Below are 21292 nucleotides of genomic sequence, written 5' to 3'. Positions count from 1 at the left end.
AGGCCGACCGACTGGACGCAGGCGTGAGGCAATGGGTTCGCTGGCTGAGTGCGATCGACTAGCGATTAAAGTTAATAGGGACGGGGCGGGCGATTCCATAACCCTGAGCATAATCTACTCCAATCTCCCGCAATTTCTCTAAGATAGTCTCGTTTTCGACAAACTCAGCTATAGTTTCCAGATTCATCGCATGGGCAATATCATTAAAGCCTTCAACGAGCGCTTGAGAAATCAAATTATGGCTAATATTCTTGACAAAAGTACCATCAATTTTTAGATAATCAACTGGTAAATTGATCAGATACGCAAAGGAACTCAACCCGCTGCCAAAATCATCTAAAGCAAAGCGACAACCAATTTTTTTGAGTTCGCTCATGAAATTTCTGGCTTGCTCAAAGTTCGCGATCGCTGCGGTTTCCGTGATTTCAAAACAAATACTCTGAGGAGGAACTTGGTAGCGAGGAAATTGTTCTATCAAAAATCTCATAAATTGATTGTTACTAATGCTAGCGCCTGAAATATTAATCGTATATAAGCCATTAGTAAGAACTTGTTGCCCAGATAAATTATGATAATTTGAGAAAAAAGTTTCGATTACCCAACAATCGATCTCAGTTATCAATCCATAACGCTCGGCGGCGGGAATAAACTCATTGGGAGCGACTATTTCTCCATTTTTGTCTAGCATTCTTAGCAAAATTTCATAATGCTCTACTGATTGGTTAGAAGTAATAGAGACAATCTTTTGGTAATAGAGACAAAAACGATTCGTTTCCAACGCTCGACTGATTTGGGAAACCGCCAGTCTCTCACCACGTTGTCTAATTAGTTCGCTATCATCTAGGCTATAAACATGAACACAGTTGCGGCCTCTGGCTTTGGCCGCATAACAAGCTGCATCAGCCGCTCCCAGAACCTCCATCAAATCTTGGCTGGTTTGGTCAATGGCAACAACTCCAATGCTGACTCCGATAATAAAGGTTTTGCCATTCCAAATAAACCGAAACTGATGCACTAGGTCTTTGAGTTGTTCCGCAATCTTAGCTGCTTGAGAGAGGGGACATTGAGTAAGCAAAAGACCAAATTCATCACCTCCCAAGCGAGCCAGCGCGTCATTAGCGCGAACTCCCTTTTGTAAAAGTGTAGTGATTTGGCGCAGTAGCTCATCGCCAGCAATATGACCTGCGGTATCGTTAACGACTTTGAACTGGTCTAAATCTAAATAACAGAGAGCGTGCTGCTGATTGCTATCTTGAACAGAGGCGATCGCCTCAATTAGTTGCTGCTCAAATCCTCGACGGTTGATTAAACCCGTCAGAGCATCGTGAGTGGCTTCCCAAGAGATTTGACTAGCAAGATTGCGCGATTCGGTAACATCATGAAAGACGATGACTGCCCCGATAATTTGACCTTCGCGGTCTCGAATCGGTGCTGCTGAGTCCTCAACGGCATACTCCGTCCCATCGCGGGCAACGAGAATGGTATGGTTAGCTAAGCCCACAATTCGATTCTCCAACAGAGCCTTGCTAATCGGATTCTCTACTGGCTTTCGCGTTACTTCATTGACAATTACAAAGACTGTAGACAGGGGGAGTCCCTTAGCCTCATGAGCCTTCCAGCCTGTCAGTTGCTCAGCGATAGGATTGAAATATCGCACATTACCTTGAGCATCAGTAGTAATAACTGCATCGCCAATCGATTGGAGCGTCACTTGAGCTAGTTCTTTTTCGGCAAAGAGGGACTCTTCGAGACGTTCGCGTTCTTCAATTTCTCTCAAGAGAAGTAAATTCTGCTTTTGGAGGCTTTGTTGCAACCGTCGGATGGTTAGGTGAGTTTCGACACGAGCTAATACTTCTTCGACTTGAAACGGCTTAGCAATATAATCTACCCCACCAACAGCAAACCCCTGAACCTTATTGAAAGTTTCATTGAGAACACTCAAAAAAATTATCGGAATGCCTGCGGTTTTATCGTCAGATTTTAATTGTTTACAAACTTCATAGCCATCCAAATCAGGCAATTTAATGTCGAGTAAAATTAGTTCCGTCCATCGCGATTGGGCGGCTCGGATAGCCATTGCGCCTGTTGTGGCACTGCGAACTTTATAACCATGTGCGTTCAAAGTACGACTGAGAAGACGCAGGTTCTCAGGCAGATCGTCAACAATTAAAATATTGCCTCGGTAGTTGGTACCTGGATCGCTAACCCTATCCCTAGTTCTATCGACAATCCTACTGATTTCCATACTTTCTTGCCAGAGGATTATAAGCCTATGAATAAGAGTATACTTGAATTATTAGGCGATCATCAACTCACTTTACGCATAAAGAATTCGTGCATCGCAGATATCTAGGGCTGGCACGGTGCACAGTCACTACAAAATCTGACTTGTTCAGGTAGGGACACTCCCCCCGTAGTTGCCCTTCTTCGCTTCGCGTAACATCAGAAGAACAGTGTTTTAACCCAAGCAGCCGATTTATGAACAAGCACATTTCTCAAAGGGCAAATCTACTCGTCATTGCGATCGGATGTCTCGTGCTGCTGGGTTGGCAATTTGACATTTCCCTACTCAAAAGTGGTTTTCCCGGTAGGAATTCGACGATCAAGCGGGCAATGGCAGAACTAAATCGCTAAGCACTTCAGCACTCATGAATTATTCAGGTTAGGTATGATTACACAAATTTTTGAAAGTGGAGGATTCATTCCTCATGGTCACTGCTATCTCTGGCAAACAAACTTAGTAGGATTACATATTTTATCCGATGGTTTAATCGCTTTAGCTTACTACTCCATCCCAATCATGCTAATCTACTTTGTGCGACAGCGCCAAGATACTCCATTTCTGAAAGTAGTTTTTCTGTTTAGCGCCTTCATAATTGCCTGTGGTACAACTCATATCATGGAAATTTGGACGCTTTGGTATCCTACTTATTGGCTTTCGGGAGGAATTAAAGCTATTACTGCTCTGATTTCTATATATACTGCATCTGAGCTACTGTTTTTAATTCCATCTGCCTTAGCTTTACCTACTCCAGCTCAACTTATTGTGGCCAATCAAGCCTTAGAGAATGAGATCGACGAGCGCAAGCGGGCTGAAAAGGAACGCCAACAAATTGAGGTGGCTTTACGAAACAGTGAAGAGCAGTTTCGCAAGGCGTTTGAAAATGCGTCAATTGGAATGGCGCTCGTTTCACTTGATGGGCAATGGGTTAAAGTCAATCCTGCCTTATGTCAGATTCTTGGCTACTCCTCAGAAGAGTTGTTAGCGTTAACTTTCCAAGACATTACCCATCCCGACGATTTAGACCTGGATCTTAGTTATGTACATCAGCTATTAGCAGGAACAATTTCAAATTACCAAATAGAAAAACGGTATTTCCATAAACAAGGAAATATAGTTTGGAGTCTTCTTGATGTGTCGCTAGTACAAGATGGACAGGGAAATCCACTGCATTTTATTTCTCAGATCCAAGAAATTACCGCTCGAAAAGAATCTCAAAAGACGCTAGAGCTTCAGAGTGTTATTATGCATAACATGGCAGGTGGAGTGTGTTTAGTCAAAGCATCAGATCTGACGATCGTCTACACCAATCCCAAGTTTGATGAGATGTTTGGCTATGCAGAGGGTGAACTCGCCGGTCAATCTGTTGGTATAATAAATTACCTCGATGCAGAGATTACACCCAACAAAAGCCTTGAAGATGTTGTCACTCAAATTGAGCAGCAAGGAGAAGCAAAATATGAAGTCTACAATAAGAAAAAAGATGGAAGACTTTTTTGGTGCAGGGTTCATGCGTCTAGGTTTGAGCATCCTGAATATGGAACCGTATTGGTTGCAGTTCAGGAGGATGTGACAGAGCTCAAACAAGCTGAGCAAGCCTTGCAAGCTACCACAAATCGCCTCAACTTTCTCCTGAACTACAGCCCCGTCGTTATTTTTAGCTGTAAACCTGATGGCGATTATCGAGCAACGTTCATCAGCGAAAATGTCAAAGATGTATTGGGCTATGAAAGCATTGCGTTTTTAGCAGATTCTAAATTTTGGGTGGATAACTTACACCCAGATGATGGAGAACGAGTGCTTAATGGCTTAGCCAATCCATTCGTCAATGATTTTTATTTCCATGAATACCGTATGCGTCACTCAGATGGGGTTTATCGCTGGATGCTCAATCACCTCAGACTAATTCGAGATCCTGCAGGTAGACCAGTGGAAATGTTGGGATATTTAATTGACATTAGCGATCGCAAACAAGCCGAGTTGGAACTTCAGCAAGCTAAAGAAGCAGCAGAAACAGCCAACCGAGCCAAAAGTATGTTCCTGTCCAATATGAGCCACGAACTCCGTACTCCTCTCAATGCTATTTTGGGATTTACGCAATTGATGAGTTACGATCCTGTTCTGACTCCCGAACTCCAACAAGATCTGGCGATCGTCAATCGTAGCGGCGAACATTTATTGGAATTGATTAACGACATTTTAGATTTATCCAAAATTGAGAGCGGACAGATGACACTCTATCTTTCTGACTTTGAGCTAAAAAATTGGCTGAATTCTATTGAAGAAATGTTCCAAATTAAAGCCCAATCGAAACGATTGAAACTAATTGTCGAGCGAGAACCCAATCTTCCCCAATTTGTACATAGCGATGAGAAAAAACTGTATCAAGTCTTAGTCAATCTGCTCGGTAATGCGATTAAGTTTACTAATCAAGGAAGCGTTACCTTACGAGTGAGATCAGAACAAATCGACCAAACGTCCTGTCGCCTATGTTTTGAAATTGAGGATACTGGAGTGGGAATTGATCCAACAGAAGTTGACAGCTTATTTAAGGCGTTCGTGCAAGCTGAAGCTGGGAATAAATTGAATCAAGGTACTGGTCTAGGTCTAGCTATCAGCCAAAGATTTGTCCAACTCATGGGTAGTCAGATTCGGGTTCAAAGCACATTGAATCAGGGCAGCATTTTTTACTTTGAAGTTGGGGTAAAGTTACCTCAAGCAGTCTGCGTTGCCTCAGAATTGCCTAAACAAAGAGTGATTGGTATAGCTCCAGGACAACCAACTTACCGCATCCTTGTGGTTGAAGATGTAGAGGAAAATCGCCGCTTATTGGTCAAACTCCTTACCTCAGTAGGTTTTGAGGTGCGCCAAGCAACACAGGGAGTTGAAGCACTCGGAATGTGGGAAAGTTGGTTCCCAAACCTGATTTGGATGGATCTACGAATGCCGATCGTGGATGGCTACACAGCTACTAAACGCATTAGAGAACACCCTCATGGAAAAGAGACTGTCATTATTGCTTTAACTGCCAGTGCTTTTGAAGAAGAGCGAGAGAAAGCTCTTATGGCTGGTTGTGACGACTTTATGAGCAAGCCATTTCAGGAAGGGCTCGTCTTTGACAAACTCGCTCAACACTTGGGAGTAGAGTACATCTACACAGTTGTAGGAAAAGATTCCCAAAAACTATTTGTTGATTATTTATCTCCAGAAGATTTAGCCGTGATGTCCTCTGAGTGGTTAGAACAAATGTATCAAGCTGCCTACGAGGTTGATTTTGAAGTCATGAACGAGCTAATCAAACAAATTCCCGCATCTAAACCAACCCTTTCCAGTGCGCTAATTGATTGTGTCAATAACTTTCAGTATGACCAAGTTATGGAGTTAATTCGACCTCTGCTCCCGAATCCCGTTTAGTTATCGAGTTTAAGGACAAAGAAGCTATAGTGCTTTCAGCAGTGGGTATATTTCCAATAGAAATCAACAGGGGAAAGGATTTGGGAGTTTTTGGAGATGTCTATTGCAGATATCCATCAGCATGAGGAAATTACATACACACACATTAGATGGAATGTGCTGTATCATATAGCAATTCTCTTTCGTTTGTGAACGGGATTTATTTTTTTTATTAACCGCAGAGGGCGCAGAGGGCGCAGAGAAAGAGAAAAGATAGAGATGGAAAAATGATTGATTTAACTGGAAAGGTAATTTTAGTAACGGGCGGCTCGAAAGGCATTGGTGCAGCGACGGTTCGGACTCTGGTTAATGCTGGGGCCGAGGTGATTTTGCATTACTGTCGCAGTCAGCAAGCGGCGGAATCGGTAGCAGCAAGTGTCGCGGGCGATAAATGTTATTTATTAGCTGCTGATTTGATGTTACCAAAGGCGGCTTATAGTTTGTGGCAAGATGCTTTAAAATGGCGCGGTCATATTGATATTATAGTTAACAATGCTGGGATTATGCAGTCAGCGGAGATAGAGGACGATTTTGATGTTTGGTCGTCAGCTTGGCAGCAAACTCTACAAGTTAATTTAGTTGCTGTTGCAGACTTGTGCCGCGAAGCAATTCTGCATTTTAAGACTCGCAAAGGTGGTACAATTATTAATATAGCAAGTCGCGCTGCTTTTCGTGGCGATGACCCGAATTACCTGCACTACGCCGCCTCAAAAGGTGCGATTGTTGCTTTAACTCGCAGCATTGCTAGAGGATTTGCGGCTGAGAATATTTTGGCTTTTACTGTTGCACCGGGATTTGTCAGTACGGAAATGGCAGATAAGTTTATTCGGGAGTTTGGCGAAGCACAGATTGTGCGCGATATCCCGATCGGCAAAATCGCCCCTCCTCAAGATGTCGCCAACGTTATCGCCTTTCTAGCATCAGGTTTGGCAACCCACGCTACCGGAACAACGATCGACATTAACGGAGCATCTTACGTGCATTGATGCTATCCGTGATACTGCACAAAACATCTAATTGTAGGGTGCGCAATGCGCACCTTACGACTACCTCCAAAGACTCATGAACACACATTTTGCCACCAACCAATTTATAACCTTAGCCAGACGCGAAAACAGCAACAAATAAATTAAATTATATAAAATACTACCTTAAGGAAAACTGATTATGACAGCAGATAACGTAACCAAAAGCAAACGAGTTGCTATCCTGATCGAAAATGGAGTTGAAGATTCGGAATTTCTAGTTCCTTACAACGCCTTAAAACAAGCAGGATTTGATGTAGTTGTCCTCGGTTCGCGGACAAACGAAAAATATGCCGGTAAAAATGGTAAAGTTGCCCAGCAAGCTGACGGAACTACCGCCGAATCATTAGCAGAAGAATTCGATGCAGTGATAATTCCCGGCGGCATGGCTCCCGATACAATGCGGACAAATCCGAATACAGTGCGGTTTGTCAAAGAAGCGATTGAACAAGGAAAAATAGTCGCTGCTGTGTGTCACGGCCCGCAACTTTTGATTGAAGCTGACGCGCTCAAAGGCAAAAAAGCGACGGGTTTCTTGGCAATTAAAACAGACATGATAAATGCCGGAGCTAACTACATTAACGAACCTTTAGTAGTTGACGGCAACTTGATTACTTCCCGCCAACCCGGAGATTTAGCAATATTTACTACAGCAATTATGGCGCGCCTCGGTTACGGTGGCAAAGCAGTTGGTTTACCCGAAGAAACGGACATCAGTGCAGAATGGTGGAAACTAGCTAATGGTTGGGGAGGCTCCACACAAAGCGACATTGTTAAAGGTTTGAATACCGCCCTCGCAGGGGAACGCTATGCTTGCGAAGCCTTTCAACATTATGCGGAAAAAACCGGAGATAGCGATTTGCGATCGCTCCTGACGGAAATGATCCAAAATAAACAGAAACACATCCTCGCTCTCGAAAACCGCCTCAACGATTTCGGCGAAAAACCCTCAATTCCCGCCCAAATTGCTGACAAATACGCTAAATTAAAATCCTCCATGCAAGGAACAGATGAAACTTTCTTGCTGCGCAGCACTCTCGGCGATTTGCAAACAGGTGTTGTCGATATCAACCACCTGCGGGCGAAGTTCACAGATCCGGTATCAACTGCCATTTTTACAGAGATAGAAGCGGATTTGTCCAAGTGCGAGCAAGCCGTTGCTAAACTCTTCCGTGCCCGTGCAGTATCTCAAGAAATTAAAGCGCCAAAACCTTCAACTAGCCCCGCTGTCAAGATGTAATCTGCACGCGGATTAACCAGTTTGTAGTTGTGTCTAGGGGTTAAAACCCTCACCCTGAACACAACTACAAATTTGTTGTGCAATGATAAAATACACGCCTTTGCGGTAAAATTAAACCCAAGACTAAAAAGCTGACACTGAAGTAACTGTAAGGTGGAGAGTTTTATTAAATGGGTTCTATTTTTGTTTCAGCGGGACACGGCGGGTTTGAAGGCAGCTTGCGGGATCTGGGGGCGATCGCACTTGGCACCACCGAAGCCCAGGAAATGATCCTAACTCGCGACTTATTAGTAGCGGAATTAAAGCAGCGAGGTCTAGCAACTTTCTCCGTACCCGATACTCTGAGTTTGCTAGAAACTATCGCTTGGATAAACAATCGCAGCCTCGCGGGAGATGTAGCGGTAGAAATTCACGGCGACTCTTTTTCTAGTCCCCAAGTTCGCGGCGCCACCGCGTTTTATATTGGCAGCAACCCCACGCGAAAAGCAGATGCGGATTTAATTTTAAACGGCTATTTACGCAGGTGCCGAGAAATACCAAGCCGCGGCGCAAAAGCAGATACTGAAGCTGGTGTTGGTAGCCTCGGATTTTGTCGGCGCATCAACATTCCTTCGCTACTTATTGAACTCGGTTTTTTGACCAGTCCCGATGACTTGCGAATTATTCAAACTCGTCGCCGCGATGTCGCCCTCGGACTCGCTGACGGACTCGAAGCTTGGTTAAAAAATACGAATTTGAAACCCTTGCCAACACCAACTCCCGCACCGACTCCCGCACCGACTCCCGCACCGACTCCCGCACCAAAACCTGTAGTTTATCCCTTAATTAATATCCAAATCAACGGTGGGCCGCACGAAGATAAAGGCATTTTGGTGAACGGAAATGCTTTTGTCCCTTCCGAAGTTCTAGACATTCTCAACATCAAACCAGAGGCAGTCGATCGCCGGGTCACGTACAATGGAGTAGTCTTCGTGCGGGCGATCGACTTGCGCGATCGGGATATCTCCGTAGCATGGGATCAGTCTACAACATCAGTAGTGCTGCGATCGCGCCGCGATATCCTCTCAGGCGTAGGAAAAATCATGGATCGCGGTCTAACTACCGCCCAACAAATGACAACATTTCTCACCAAAAATAACAGCAAAGCCCTAGCAGACTTTCCGAATTTACCTCAAATTTACGTGCAAGAAGCAGCCGCCGAAGGAGTCAGCCACGACGTAGCTTTTTGCCAAATGTGTTTAGAAACAAACTATCTCAAATTTGGCATTGCAGTCAAAGCAGAACAATTTAACTTTGCCGACATGGGAGTCATCAGCCCCACAAATTCCGGCCTCTCATTTCCCGACGCCCGGACAGGAATTAGAGCGCAAATTCAGCACCTAAAAGCTTACGGCAGCATCGAACCTATCGACCAACCTTTAGTTAAAGAAAACGTGCGTTTTCGCTTTGTCAAGCGCGGTGTCGCCCCCACCGTCAATGAACTTGCAGGTCGCTGGAATTCTGACCCCTTATACGGACAAAAAATTATCAATATCATCCGGCTTTTGTACGAAAATGCAGGTTTGTTATAAATTTATCTGCATTTAAATCAAAGACTATCTTAGGGTGCATCAGAGCTTAATGTAGCTATCGCAGACTCAAAAAAATTACCTGCTCCGCACCCTACGATTAGTTAGCTGTTCTGCATTTTTATTTAACTACTTGGGCTGGTTATTATTCCCACTCATAATATTTTTTTGATTTGCCGTTACAAGCAATAGCTTGGCAACGATAAAACACAAGCTTTCTTCCTTCTTCCTTCTTCCTTCTTCCTTCTTCTTATCACTATGGTTTCCAGCAACATCCAATTTTCAGACACTCAAAATCATTGGGCAAAAATATTCATTGACGGCCTAGTAGAACGGGCCGTGATCAGCGGTTTTCCCGATCGCACTTTTCGCCCCAACAGCAACCTCACCCGCGCCGAATTTGCCGCCATTGTCAGCAAAGCTTTTCCCGTACCCGACAAACGGCCCTACATTCCCTTTATCGACGTTCCCGCCACTCACTGGGCCGCCGCCGCCATTCAAACAGCATATAAAAGAGGGTTTATCTCCGGCTATCCCGACAACCTGTTTAAGCCCGAAAACAGGATTACCAGAGCCGAGGCATTAGTTGCCTTAGTTAGCGGCATATTTGGGTCAAACGCTCAACCAACAACCAATCTGGTTCTCTCAAACATCTACCAAGACAGTACAGAAATTCCCAATTATGCCAAAAAGGCGATCGTCATAGCCACCCAATCCGAAATAGTCGTCAACTCCCCCAATTTAAACCTATTAAATCCCGCCGGAAATGCAACCAGAGGCGATGTCGCAGCCTGGGTTTATCAAGCATTAGTACATCTCAAAAAAGCGCCAGCAATATACAATCAATATATTATAGTTCTTAGCAAAGTTCCCAGACCCCAAGTTTACGTCAACCACCAGCGAGAATTTCGCGGAGTTTGGATCACATCAGTGTGGAACATTGACTGGCCCTTGAGCAACAAACTCTCAACAGAACAGCAAAAAGCCGAACTGCTAAAAATTCTTGACAGGCTGCAAGAAATGAATTTCAATGCAATTATTCTCCAAATTAGAGCAGCAGGCGATGCCCTTTACGCCTCACAATTAGAACCTTGGAGTGCGTGGCTAACAGGAACTCAAGGAAAGCCACCAGAACCTTATTATGACCCTTTAACATTTGCCATTGCAGAAAGCCACAAACGCAACATCGAAGTTCACGCTTGGTTAAATCCCTACCGCGCCAAAGTTTCTTATACCCAAACCCCTCCCAACGTCAGCCCGCACATCTCTGTTACCAATCCCGAATGCGTTTATCCGTGGGGAGACGACTTGTGGATGGATCCAGGAATTGATTTAGTTGTAGACAAGACTTACAACGTCATTTTAGACGTAGTAAAACGATACGATATAGACGGCGTTCACTTTGACGATTATTTCTATCCTTATCCGATTGCCGGCAAAGAATTTCCCGACAGCAAGATTTACAATAGTTACGTCTCCAGAGGCGGAAAAATGAATTTAGGAGATTGGCGTCGGGAAAATGTTAACAAGCTAGTTAAAAGACTAGGAGAAGGAATTCGAGCAGCCAAACCAAACGTTAAATTCGGCATCAGTCCCTTCGGCATATATCGCCCTGGCCAGCCGCCGCAAAGTCGCGGTTTAGATGCCTACGAAACACTTTACGCCGATGCCAAAAAATGGTTAGTATCAGGTTGGGTAGATTATCTAAATCCGCAACTTTACTGGCGCATCGACCAAACAGCTCAAAGCTATCCAGTTTTGCTGAAATGGTGGCTAGAAAACAACCCACAAAACCGACATATTTACGTGGGAAATAACTTAGGAAAACTTGACGGTCAGAAGTGGAATGTAGAGGAAATCAACAATCAAATTGAGATTACGCGCAACTCCAAACAAAACTTAGCTTTAGGCAATGTTTTCTTCAGCATGAAAGCATTTAGCGACAATCGTCAAAAAATATACGATAATTTCAAATCCAATACATATACGCAACCCGCACTCGTTCCCGTAATGCCTTGGCAAAATGGAACGCGGCCAGCCCCTCCCGCATCAGTCGTAGTCCAAAAAATTGGCAACAGCAATATTTTGCAGTGGAAAAATCCCGCCGATAAAAACATTCGTTCCTGGACGCTTTATCAAAAGAATGGCGATAGCTGGAAGCTCATCAAAATCCTCAATGCAGACACAGTAGAAGTCGCGGTAGGAACTGGGATTTACGCTTTGTGTGCGGTGAGTATCATGGCTGTAGAAAGTGTAGGAGTTTTCATAGAAATAGGCTAATAAAATATAAATGTAAGGTAAACAAGAATATGCAAAACCTGAGACTTCCCGAACAAAGACGAAAAATTTACATTGAAATTGCCCTACGCAGATGCCGTCCTGGTAGTGGCAGTACCTTAGAGTTTCTCAGCAAAAGAACTTGGAACCGTCCGGTGACTAAGCTGTTCAGCATCTAAAACGCATATTGTATAGTATACTATGATGATATTTATAAAAAGTCAATGCCTACTAAAAACTTCCTCAGTTCCGAGACAAAGGAAACTCTTCAACAAGCATTAAAAGAGCATGAACATCCAGACATTCGGCAAAGAGCCTTAATTTTTTTGTTACTAAATAACGGAAATACACAAGCTCAAACTGCTGAATTAATTGGATGTTCTCTAAGAAAAGTCGCTTACTGGAGCATTCATGGCGACCCTGCTAATTTAGATAGTTTTAAAGATGAGAGAATGAAGGGTAACTACCGGAAAGCTACAGAAGAATACATTAATTTACTTTTAAAGACCATTGAACTAGAGCCTGAGCAATGTGGCTATGAATTCGGGAGATGGACGACAGCCAGACTGGCAATATATCTAGGAGAAAAGACAGGAATCGAGTTGAGTAGTACCCAAGTAAGGAGGATTTTAAAATCAAAAAAGTATGTCTACCTCTGGGCTAAATATAGCTTAGAGGATAAGCAAGATACCGTAGAGAGGAGTTTATTTAAAGATAAATTAGCTGAGTACCTAAGAATAGCAAAAGAATCTCCAGCTCTTCTACAGGTATGGTTTTGGGATGAGAGTGGATTTAGTTTGAGAGTAATTAGAAGAAAAAATTGGTGTAGAAAAGGGAGTCGAAGCAAGAAAAGAGGAGACCGAAGAAAGGGTCGTATTAATGTCATGGGTGGAGTGAGGTATTCAGACAAGAAAAGATGGGTAGATTTTATTCCATCTGGAAATTCTGCTAATTTTTATGCAGTGCTGAAAAATTTTTATGGAGATTTAAGAGCCGAGTGGATATTGCAAGGAAATTTAGCGGAAGATTTTCAAGATAAAGGCTGTAAGTTTGTCATTATTTTGGACAATGCTAGTTTTCATAAAAAAGCAGAAATTTTGCAGAAAATAGCAGCAGAGATGCCTAATCTAATCATAGAGTTTTTGCCCAAGTATAGCCCGGACTACAACTTAGTTGAGTTGGTATGGCATTCGGCTAAGGAATATGTTGCTAATAGATTATTTGACTCCGTTGAAAAACTAGAGTCACTGTTAAATCAATTGTTAAATGAAGGAGAACTAATTATGAAATGGAACCGAAAAGTAAAAAACAAAGGTAACTTAGTTAATGCAGTTTAGATGTTTGACAGCTTAACATTAAAGCTATTATCAAACAAACTCCATTCGTAGTAGTAGGAGGAATTGCAACCAGACTTTATATGCCAGAACGCATGACTGATAAACTTGAGATTTTAGTATTGACTGATGATGCTGAAAATTTATATCAAGAATTAGTGGCTACTGGAAGCATAAAAGTTGGAGAACTCAGCATAGGTGGTAGTAGTTGGCAACTACCAGATGGTAGTATTCTGGATGTTCTTGAATCACAACAACCTTGGGTTAGAGAAGCGATCGCAAATCCCAACATTGCCCCCGATAATTTACCAATTATCGGATTACATTATTTGATATTAATGAAATTACAAGCCAGTCGTGGTATAGATATTGGCGACTTGACACGGATGTTAGGAGGGGCTGATGAAACTGCCTTAGAATTAGTAAGAAAAACAGTAAAAACTTACGTTCCTGATGCGGTAGAAGACTTAGAAAGTTTAATTGTACTAGGAAAATTAGAAAGGGGAGAATTACGTTAATTGTTTAGACTTTACATTGCACTCATTCCCAAAAATCTTAAAACTATCTGCGTTTATCTGCGCTTATCTGCTTTTCATCTGCGGTTGACATATCAATCAAAGATTCCTGCAATAAGTCTAAACACTTTCTCTTCGCCAAGATGAATCCAACCGCAGCCAAACCCCTTTTCCTTCTAACTACTGTCAACTGTCAACTGACTTCTTCCTCTAGACAGGAGACACATTGGGTATAAATGCGCTATCCTATTCCCCATATTTTGATGTTGAGGAAAAAAAAGCCGTGGTTCCCTTACGCGATGAAAATCCCACCAGTATCACTCCCTACGTTACCTTCGGGCTGATTGCTGCCAACGTATTAGTATTTTTGTACGAACTCACTTTAGCCGATCGCCAATTAACGCAATTTTTCTACTCATGGGCGGTAGTTCCTTGCCAGTTAAGCAATATGTGCCGGGTATCTCTGCCAGTTTCGCCATTTCCCGAATGGACGACGCTAATTAGCTCGCAATTCCTGCACGCAGGCTTTCTGCACATTGCCGGAAATATGTTATTTTTGTGGATTTTTGGCAACAACGTAGAAGACCGTTTAGGGCACGTTAAATTTATAATATTTTACCTTACCTGCGGCGTTTTAGCATCACTAACTCAGTGGTATTTTTCCTCAGCATCGGCTATTCCTTCCTTGGGTGCTAGCGGCGCGATCGCAGGCGTGATGGGAGCATACATTCTCAGATATCCCCAAGCCAAAGTTTTGACATTGCTGCCCTTGGGAATCTTTATTACTACCGTCAGAATCCCCGCTTTCTTCTTTCTAGCATTTTGGTTTGCACAGCAAGCATTGAGCGGCCTGGCTTCGTTAAATGCGCCGGCAAGTGTCGGCATGGAATCCGGGGGAGTTGCTTACTGGGCCCACGCCGGTGGCTTTGTTTTCGGTGCTATTCTCGGCCCTTTATTGGGGCTTTTTTCTGAGGATAATCAAATTTAGATATAGTTGAAACCGCGTCTATACAAACGAGGACGTACGGTTGAAACCGCGTCTACACAAACAAAGTCCGCCGACGCGGACTGAAGAAAATAACGTAATTTCAACTGTTATGGTCTTCAACCCGCTATACAAGCGGGTTTTGTTTGTCTAGGTGCGGTTTCAACCGCCCCGTCTTCTGCGTTTTTCTGTGGTTTCCTATCTATTCCTAGATAAACGTGAAGTCAAATCCCGAAAGAGATGTCACCCCAGTTACACCATTTAACTTCGCCAAAATGCGAGAATCGTTGCCGGCGAGGTTATTGCCATTGCCATCATAAATGATGTATGTATTGCCACCGGAATCGTAGGCAAACAAGAAGGCACTTCCTCCCAGAATATTTGCAGAAACAGTTGTCTGCACATTCAGTAGAACTTGGGTGCCACTACTCAGATTCGGGAATCCGGGGGCAAAATTAAACTGATCGGCGATCGGCACACCGAGACCAGTAAAATCAGTAATCACATCGTATCCGCCAGCGGCGATCGCAGCATCGATCGCCGCCGAAGAAGCCGCATCAAACACCGGCCCACCCTCAGCAGGGCTGGTATAGCGGAATTGATTGCTGCCTCCGCCACCCGTCATGGTATCTGCACCGAAGCCACCTACGAGCACGTCGTTATCCAAACCGCCGTTGATCGTATCGTTGCCACCTTGGCCATCAACAGTATCTGCCCCTGCAAAACCGTTCAAATTATCTGGCAAAGAGCCACCAACCAAACTGTTAGGCCCGCTATCAGCCGGCAAGATGGAAACGGCGATCGTACCTACGCCCGGAAGTGTCCCGAATCCGTCGCTGACGCTGTAGGTGAAAGTAGTTGTACCCGCTACGTTGCCGGGGATGAACTGCACCTGAGTGCCCAGATTCACAGCTATGCCCAGTTTCGGCGTACCGACATTGATAATGCTGAGCGGCCCTTTTTGTGGGCTGGAGTCGTTGGCGAGCACATCGATGAAAGTGGGCAGCAAATTATTCGTACTCGTAAATACGATGCCGTCATCGCCAAGTACCGGCGGCAGCGTCGTCGGAAGGGTTGAGGACGCATCGAAAGAGTTGATGTTAATCGCCACTGAGGCTGCCGCCGTGCCACCTTGGTCGTCCGCTACGCTGTAGCTGAACGAACCGGCTTGCCCGATTACATCTGTTTTAGGTTGGAACTTCAAACCTAGCAATTCCAGAACTGTCAATTTTTGGTTCAGGGCGATCGGAGTTGTACCGACAACTACTTGACCAAAAGTCGGATTGGGAATTCCGATGACTCCGATCGATAGGGGCTGGCCCTCTGGATCTGTGGGCTGCGAAATGCTGAGAGACAGAGGCGAATTCTGCAAAGCAGTCAGCGTCTTGCCAGTTTCTAGGATCGGGAGTTCGTTAGGAGTCGGAGTGGTAAAACTCGGTGGCACTGGCCCCCCGCCGAAAGGTGGAGGAGTTGGAGTTGTCGCCGTTGGAGTCGGGACGATAGAAGGACTGGGACTCGGCAATGTCCCCGTAGTCGGAGTCGGACTCGTAATCAGTGTCGGCAATGTCCCCGGCGACGGAGTTGGACTCGGACTTGTCCCCGGTGATGGTGATGGAGTCGGACTCGGACTTGTCCCCGGAGTCGGAGTCGTCGCCGGAGTCGGAGTCGTCGCCGGAGTTGGAGTCGTCGCCGGAGTTGGAGTCGTCGCCGGAGTCGGAGTCGTCGCCGGAGTCGGAGTCGTCGCCGGAGTCGGACTAGGAGTTGGAGAAGCAGTTGTCCCCGTCGGTACCGGTGTGGTAACAGGTTTTGTCCCCGTTGCGGGTGTCGGAGAAGCACTTGTCCCCGTCGGTGTCGGAGAAGCACTTGTCCCCGTTGGTGTCGGAGAAGCACTTGTCCCCGTCGGTGTCGGAGAAGGATTTGTCCCCGTCGGTGTCGGAGAAGGATTTGTCCCCGTTGTTGGAGAAGGACTTGTCCCCTGAATTGTGAAGGGATTGTCTTCTACGCGCGGTATTTGAGCCGTAGTGAACCTCGATTCATCGAGCGAGTTCGATCGCACATCAACCAACACCGCCAAAAATTCGCCAGTTTGCTTGTCCTGAATAATCGTGTTGCTAGAATTCGATCCTTGACCCTGGAAGATGTTTAACTGTGTAAAGTTCAGACCTCCAGCTAGACCGATCGCATCTCCTGCCTTAAAATCTCTGATTAAATCAGCATCACCGATCTCGCGGCCGCCAGTAGTCAGAAACCCGTTACTAGAAACCGACGTACCAACCCTACCGAGAACAAAGATATCCGAACCATCGCCTCCTGTCAGAGTATCAGACCCGCGATCGCCCGAAAGAATATCATCCCCAGCATCTCCAGACAGAGAATCATTGTCATCTCCCCCAAATAGCAGGTCATCACCCTCGCCACCGTCACCAGTATCGTTACCAACACCGCCGCTGATGACATCCCCGCCGTCGCCGCCCAAAAGAATATCATTGCCCGCAGCGCCGATCAGGCAGTCATTACCCGTGTCGCCAGAAACAGTATCATTGCCCTTGTCGCCAAAAATCAGGTCGTCCTCGCCACCTCCACGCAGACAGTCATTCCCTTTACCGCCGTACAGCGTATCGTTGCCTTCAGCACCCAAAACAACATCGTTGCCCTGATCGCCAAAAGCTATATCGTCCCCCAGTTCGCCAGAAACTAAATCATCGCCTTTGCCGCCGCGCGCCGTGTCATTGCCACGGCCACCCTCGACAATATCTTTATCAGCGCCACCATTGAGATAATCGTTACCGTCTTCGCCCCTGATGATATCGTCCCCGTCCCGACCCAGAATCGTGTCGTCCCCGTCGCGCCCGGAAATAGTGTCATTGAACAAGCTGCCGATTAAATAGTTATTCCCGTCATTGGCGACAACTACGCCATCGACAAACAGCGGCTGTGGGGGAGGCGTGGGTACAGTCGGAACTGGTCTAACCACGGGTACGATCGTAATCCCTGGGCCCGTCCCCGTCATCGTCGGAGAAGTCCCCGTCATCGTTGGAGAAGTCCCCGTCATTGTCGGAGAAGTCCCCGTCATTGTCGGAGAAGTCCCCGTCATCGTCGGAGAAGTCCCCGTCATTGTCGGAGAAGTCCCCGTCATCGTCGGAGAAGTCCCCGTCATCGTCGGAGAAGTCCCCGTCATCGTCGGAGAAGTCCCCGTCATCGTCGGAGAAGTCCCCGGCGACGGCGTAGGAGTGGTCTCCGGTATAATAATTCTTGGTACTGCACTGGGCATTTTTCGGACTCCTTGCGACGCTACTCAAAAACGACTAGATAAACTTAAAGTCAGAGGCAGTAATGACGGTGCTCAGAGCTCCCGGCACTGTAGGAATAGAATTCAACACTGCCAAATCGAAAGCTGGGAGACTGTCGTCTGCCACATTCGGGTCAAAGCCGAGAACATACTGGTTAAAAGTATTGTTCAGATACACGAAGAAAGCTCCTGTTTTGCTCGAACCGTTTTGATTCTTCAACACTGCATTGACTGCTTGAGCGTTGTCAAATTTAGATTCAAACAAAATCACTTCTTGCTTGCTGATGTTGTCGCCACCGCTGCCGATATTCCTGACGATAAAACTGGTGAAATCGTTAGTAGTTCCCGAGTTGGTTAAACCTCCAAAATTTGATGACCTGAACAAGAATCTGTCGGTGCCGGTACCATTGGCGTTAAAGTCAGCAATGATATCCACACCTTCACTCGGAGTTTCGTAGTAGAAGAAATCATTACCAGCATCGCCTGTCAGCAAGTCAGAACCGTTCCCGCCGCCCAAAATGTCATTGCCCGCACCGCCGGAAAGCGAGTCATTGTCATCGCCACCCAATACCAAGTCGTTGCCGAAGGCGCCGCTGAGACAGTCGCTGCCGGCGCCGCCGTCTACAGTATCGTCTCCCGCTTCGCCGAACAGAGAGTCGCTGCCACCCTCACCTAATATGTAGTCGTTGCCGGTACCTCCGAGTGCTGTGTCGCTGCCTTCTCCCCCTAAAATCGTGTCTTCGCTGTCGCCGCCGGAGATGAAATCGTTATTGATACCGCCGTCGAGCAAGTCTCTGCCGATGCTGCCGTCGAGGATGTCGTCGCCTGCACCGCCCTCGATCGAGTCGTCGCCAATTCCACCCAATAAGGTATCGCTGCCAATACCTCCAAGTATCGAGTCGTCGCCCGCTTCTCCCAAGATCGAGTCATTGCCTGCACCGCCGTCAATGGTGTCGTTGTTGTCACCGCCCAAGATGGTGTCGTTGTCATTGCCGCCGAACATCAAATCGTTGCCCAGTCCGCCGATTAGCAAATCTATGCCGTCTTCGCCGTCGATCGTATCGTTGCCCAGTCCGCCGTCGAGGTTGTCGTTGCCGATCGAACCCAGCAGCGAGTCGTTACCTGCTTCACCGAATAGGAAGTCGTCGCCACCCCTGCCGTCGAGGATGTCGTCCCCCGCACCGCCTGAGATGGTATCGTTGCCGGCCCCGCCAATGATGTAGTCGCTGAGGTTGCTGCCTGCAAAGGTGCTTGCCGGGAGTGCGGTGCGATCGACAATATTATCTACCACCGTAATACTGAAGGATGCCGGCCCGATCTTGGAAGACCCATCGGAGGCTGTAAACGTAAAACTATCGCTGCCACCAGCAGCCAGCAAGTTGTATTTGACAATATTGTTGTTGATATCGTCTTGGGTAAATTTGTCGCCGACAGTGAGAAAAGTGGCGCCCCTTTGCACAAAACCTCTAGTAGCATCGGGAGCTTTGGTAATCGTGTAAACAATTTCCAAAGGCGAGTTGTCAGGATCTGTCACCAACAAATCGGCAGCGGTTATTGTCTGGGTAGGAGCAGCTTTGGCAACCACCACACCCTCGTTAATTACTAGCTGGGGCGGGTTGCTGACGTTGATAGTTACTAGGCCTTGAGCAGTGCCGCCGTTGCCGTCTGAGATGGAGTAGCTGAAGCTGTCAGCACCCGAAAAGCCTGGATTCGGGGTGTATTTGAATAAGCCACCGCCCAATGGAGTCAAGCTCCCCTTGGCTACTGGAGTAAAAGTCGTGACAGTCAGAGGGTTCTTGTCCCCATCGGTGTCGTTGAACAGAACGTTGAGACTTAGTTCTTGACCCGAAACCGTGGTGAAGTTGTCGTTAACTGCTATTGGAAGCTGATTGGGAGTGGCGATTGGAATCGGACTCGGACTAGGCGTCGGACTTCCTGTCGGAGTCGGACTTCCTGTCGGAGTCGGACTTGCCGTCGGCGTCGGGAACATCGGCTTCGGACTCGGTGTTGGAGTGTCTGTGGGAGTCGGAGTGTCTGTAGGAGTCGGTGTGGGAGTCGGACTTAGTGTCGGTGTCGGTGTGGGAGTCGGAGTCGGCGTCGGGCTCGGACTCGGCGTGGGCAGGGGCAGCGGGGTAGCGCTGCCAGGAACTGTGGGGGCAATTACAAAGGAGTTGCGTCCCAGGGTTCTGCTGTCAACTCCGGGCAATACTGCTAAAAAGTCGCCGCTGACTCCGTTGCGAATAATTGTGCTGCCGGCTTTGTTGTCGGTGCTTTGGAAGATTACCAAATCTTCAAACTTGAGGTCGCCGCTGAGTCCGATCGAATCTTCGCCTTGGCGAAAGTCTGTAAAAATGTCAGCATCGGCGATATCCGGGCCGCCTGTGGTCACAAATGCCGGGTTAGTGCCGTTGCTGCTGCCGCTGGGGGAACTGAAGCCACCGATGACAAAGACATCTCTGCCTTCGCCTCCGGCCACAATGTCTTTGCCTTCGTCGCCCCACAGCACGTCGTTGCCAGCACCGCCGTCGATGATGTCATCTCCAGCACCTCCAAACACAATGTCGTCACCGTCGCCAGCAAAAATTGTGTCCGCGCCGGCATCTCCGTAGAGCCAGTCGCCTCCTTCGTTGCCAAATAGCAAGTCTTCGCCGTCGCCACCGAAGAGCGAGTCGTTACCTTGGTCGCCCCACACGATGTCGTCGCCTTTGTCGCCCAAAAAGCTATCGTCGCCCGACCCGCCGCGCAAGCTGTCCCCGCCTTTGCCGCCGTAGGCCGTGTCTTTGCCTTCGCCTCCGATTACCGTGTCGTTGCCGTCATTGCCATACAGGAGGTCGGGGTTATTTCCCCCATCGAGGGAGTCGTTGCCTTTACCTCCGTACATGGTATCGAGTCCTGAACCGCCGTCGAGTACGTCGTTGCCGGGCCCGCCGAACAGCACGTCGTCATCCTCGTTGCCAAATACTAAATCGTCGCCGTCTAAGCCTAGGACGGTATCGTTGCCTTGCAGCCCGGAAATCACGTCGGGGCCGGGACTGCCTCCTAAGGAGTCGTTGGCTTCTGTGCCCCGGATCACGCCTCCGATCATTGAGGGTGTGGTACCGCCTCCGCCCAAGGTGTCGTCTATGCCACCAAATGTGTCGTCCCCGGAGGGAGGGGGAGTCGGTGCCGGTGTCGGTGTCGGCGTTGGTGTTGGTGTCGGTGTCGGCGTTGGCTCTGGAGTTGGCGTTGGTGCTGGTTCTGGAGTTGGAGTTGGCTCAATTATGATACGTGGTACTGCACTGGGCATTATTTTGGCTCCTTTAAACGACGGTTCCGATTAACTTTA

13 protein-coding genes are annotated in these 21292 nt (G+C 46.9%); 10 read left to right on the top strand and 3 right to left on the bottom strand.

Translation table 11 applies throughout. The annotated features are described in order from the left end of the window. Nucleotides 1-58: 58 nt before the first annotated feature. Complete coding sequence (locus K4039_RS28230; protein ID WP_265239824.1) at nucleotides 59-2245, bottom strand: EAL domain-containing protein; 2187 nt, start codon at nucleotides 2243-2245, stop codon at nucleotides 59-61. Between the two features lie 233 nt (nucleotides 2246-2478). Between K4039_RS28230 and K4039_RS28225 the strand changes: the two genes are divergently transcribed. The 10 genes from K4039_RS28225 (at nucleotide 2479) to K4039_RS28180 (ending at nucleotide 14681) form a co-directional block, all read left to right on the top strand. Beyond that, a complete protein-coding gene (locus K4039_RS28225) occupies nucleotides 2479-2634 on the top strand; it encodes a hypothetical protein (RefSeq protein ID WP_265239823.1) in 156 nt (51 codons plus the stop codon). Nucleotides 2635-2668: 34 nt separating this feature from the next. Further along, a complete protein-coding gene (locus tag K4039_RS28220; protein ID WP_265239822.1) occupies nucleotides 2669-5695 on the top strand; it encodes a PAS domain S-box protein in 3027 nt (1008 codons plus the stop codon). A gap of 266 nt (nucleotides 5696-5961) precedes the next feature. Further along, entirely contained in the window at nucleotides 5962-6720 is a 759-nt protein-coding gene (locus K4039_RS28215; RefSeq protein ID WP_265239821.1) for an SDR family NAD(P)-dependent oxidoreductase, read from the top strand. 181 nt (nucleotides 6721-6901) lie between these two features. Beyond that, nucleotides 6902-7999, top strand: a complete 1098-nt coding sequence (locus K4039_RS28210) for a DJ-1/PfpI/YhbO family deglycase/protease (RefSeq protein ID WP_265239820.1) — start codon at nucleotides 6902-6904, stop codon at nucleotides 7997-7999. Nucleotides 8000-8169: 170 nt separating this feature from the next. Continuing rightward, the gene (locus K4039_RS28205; RefSeq protein WP_265239819.1) at nucleotides 8170-9570 is read left to right on the top strand and encodes an N-acetylmuramoyl-L-alanine amidase; all 1401 of its coding nucleotides are present in this window, start codon (nucleotides 8170-8172) and stop codon (nucleotides 9568-9570) included. Between the two features lie 336 nt (nucleotides 9571-9906). Continuing rightward, nucleotides 9907-11847 carry a family 10 glycosylhydrolase gene (locus tag K4039_RS28200; RefSeq protein ID WP_321161671.1) on the top strand — a complete coding sequence of 647 codons (1941 nt, stop codon included), beginning with the start codon at nucleotides 9907-9909 and terminating at the stop codon, nucleotides 11845-11847. A gap of 29 nt (nucleotides 11848-11876) precedes the next feature. Next, nucleotides 11877-12023, top strand: a complete 147-nt coding sequence (locus K4039_RS28195) for a hypothetical protein (RefSeq protein WP_265239817.1) — start codon at nucleotides 11877-11879, stop codon at nucleotides 12021-12023. 45 nt (nucleotides 12024-12068) lie between these two features. Beyond that, nucleotides 12069-13181 carry an IS630 family transposase gene (locus K4039_RS28190; protein ID WP_265239816.1) on the top strand — a complete coding sequence of 371 codons (1113 nt, stop codon included), beginning with the start codon at nucleotides 12069-12071 and terminating at the stop codon, nucleotides 13179-13181. Between the two features lie 92 nt (nucleotides 13182-13273). Continuing rightward, on the top strand, nucleotides 13274-13696 hold the full coding sequence (locus K4039_RS28185) for a hypothetical protein (protein ID WP_265239815.1): 423 nt from the start codon (nucleotides 13274-13276) through the stop codon (nucleotides 13694-13696). A 280-nt stretch (nucleotides 13697-13976) separates the two neighbouring features. Further along, on the top strand, nucleotides 13977-14681 hold the full coding sequence (locus tag K4039_RS28180) for a rhomboid family intramembrane serine protease (protein ID WP_265239814.1): 705 nt from the start codon (nucleotides 13977-13979) through the stop codon (nucleotides 14679-14681). 205 nt (nucleotides 14682-14886) lie between these two features. On the opposite strand, the gene K4039_RS28175 is transcribed toward K4039_RS28180, so the two are convergent. Together K4039_RS28175 and K4039_RS28170 are read right to left on the bottom strand one after the other, a co-directional pair. After that, nucleotides 14887-17949 (bottom strand): Ig-like domain-containing protein, encoded by a 3063-nt coding sequence (locus K4039_RS28175; RefSeq protein WP_265239813.1) that lies wholly within the window; start codon nucleotides 17947-17949, stop codon nucleotides 14887-14889. 34 nt (nucleotides 17950-17983) lie between these two features. Then, a complete protein-coding gene (locus K4039_RS28170) occupies nucleotides 17984-21253 on the bottom strand; it encodes an Ig-like domain-containing protein (protein WP_265239811.1) in 3270 nt (1089 codons plus the stop codon). Nucleotides 21254-21292 lie beyond the last annotated feature (39 nt).

Origin of the sequence: Lyngbya sp. CCAP 1446/10, from assembly GCF_026130175.1 — a bacterium.
In the GTDB taxonomy this organism is placed as follows: Bacteria; Cyanobacteriota; Cyanobacteriia; order Cyanobacteriales; family Microcoleaceae; genus Microcoleus.
The sequence above is the reverse complement of the archived record's forward strand: the minus strand, read 5'-3'. Positions and strand labels throughout refer to the sequence as shown.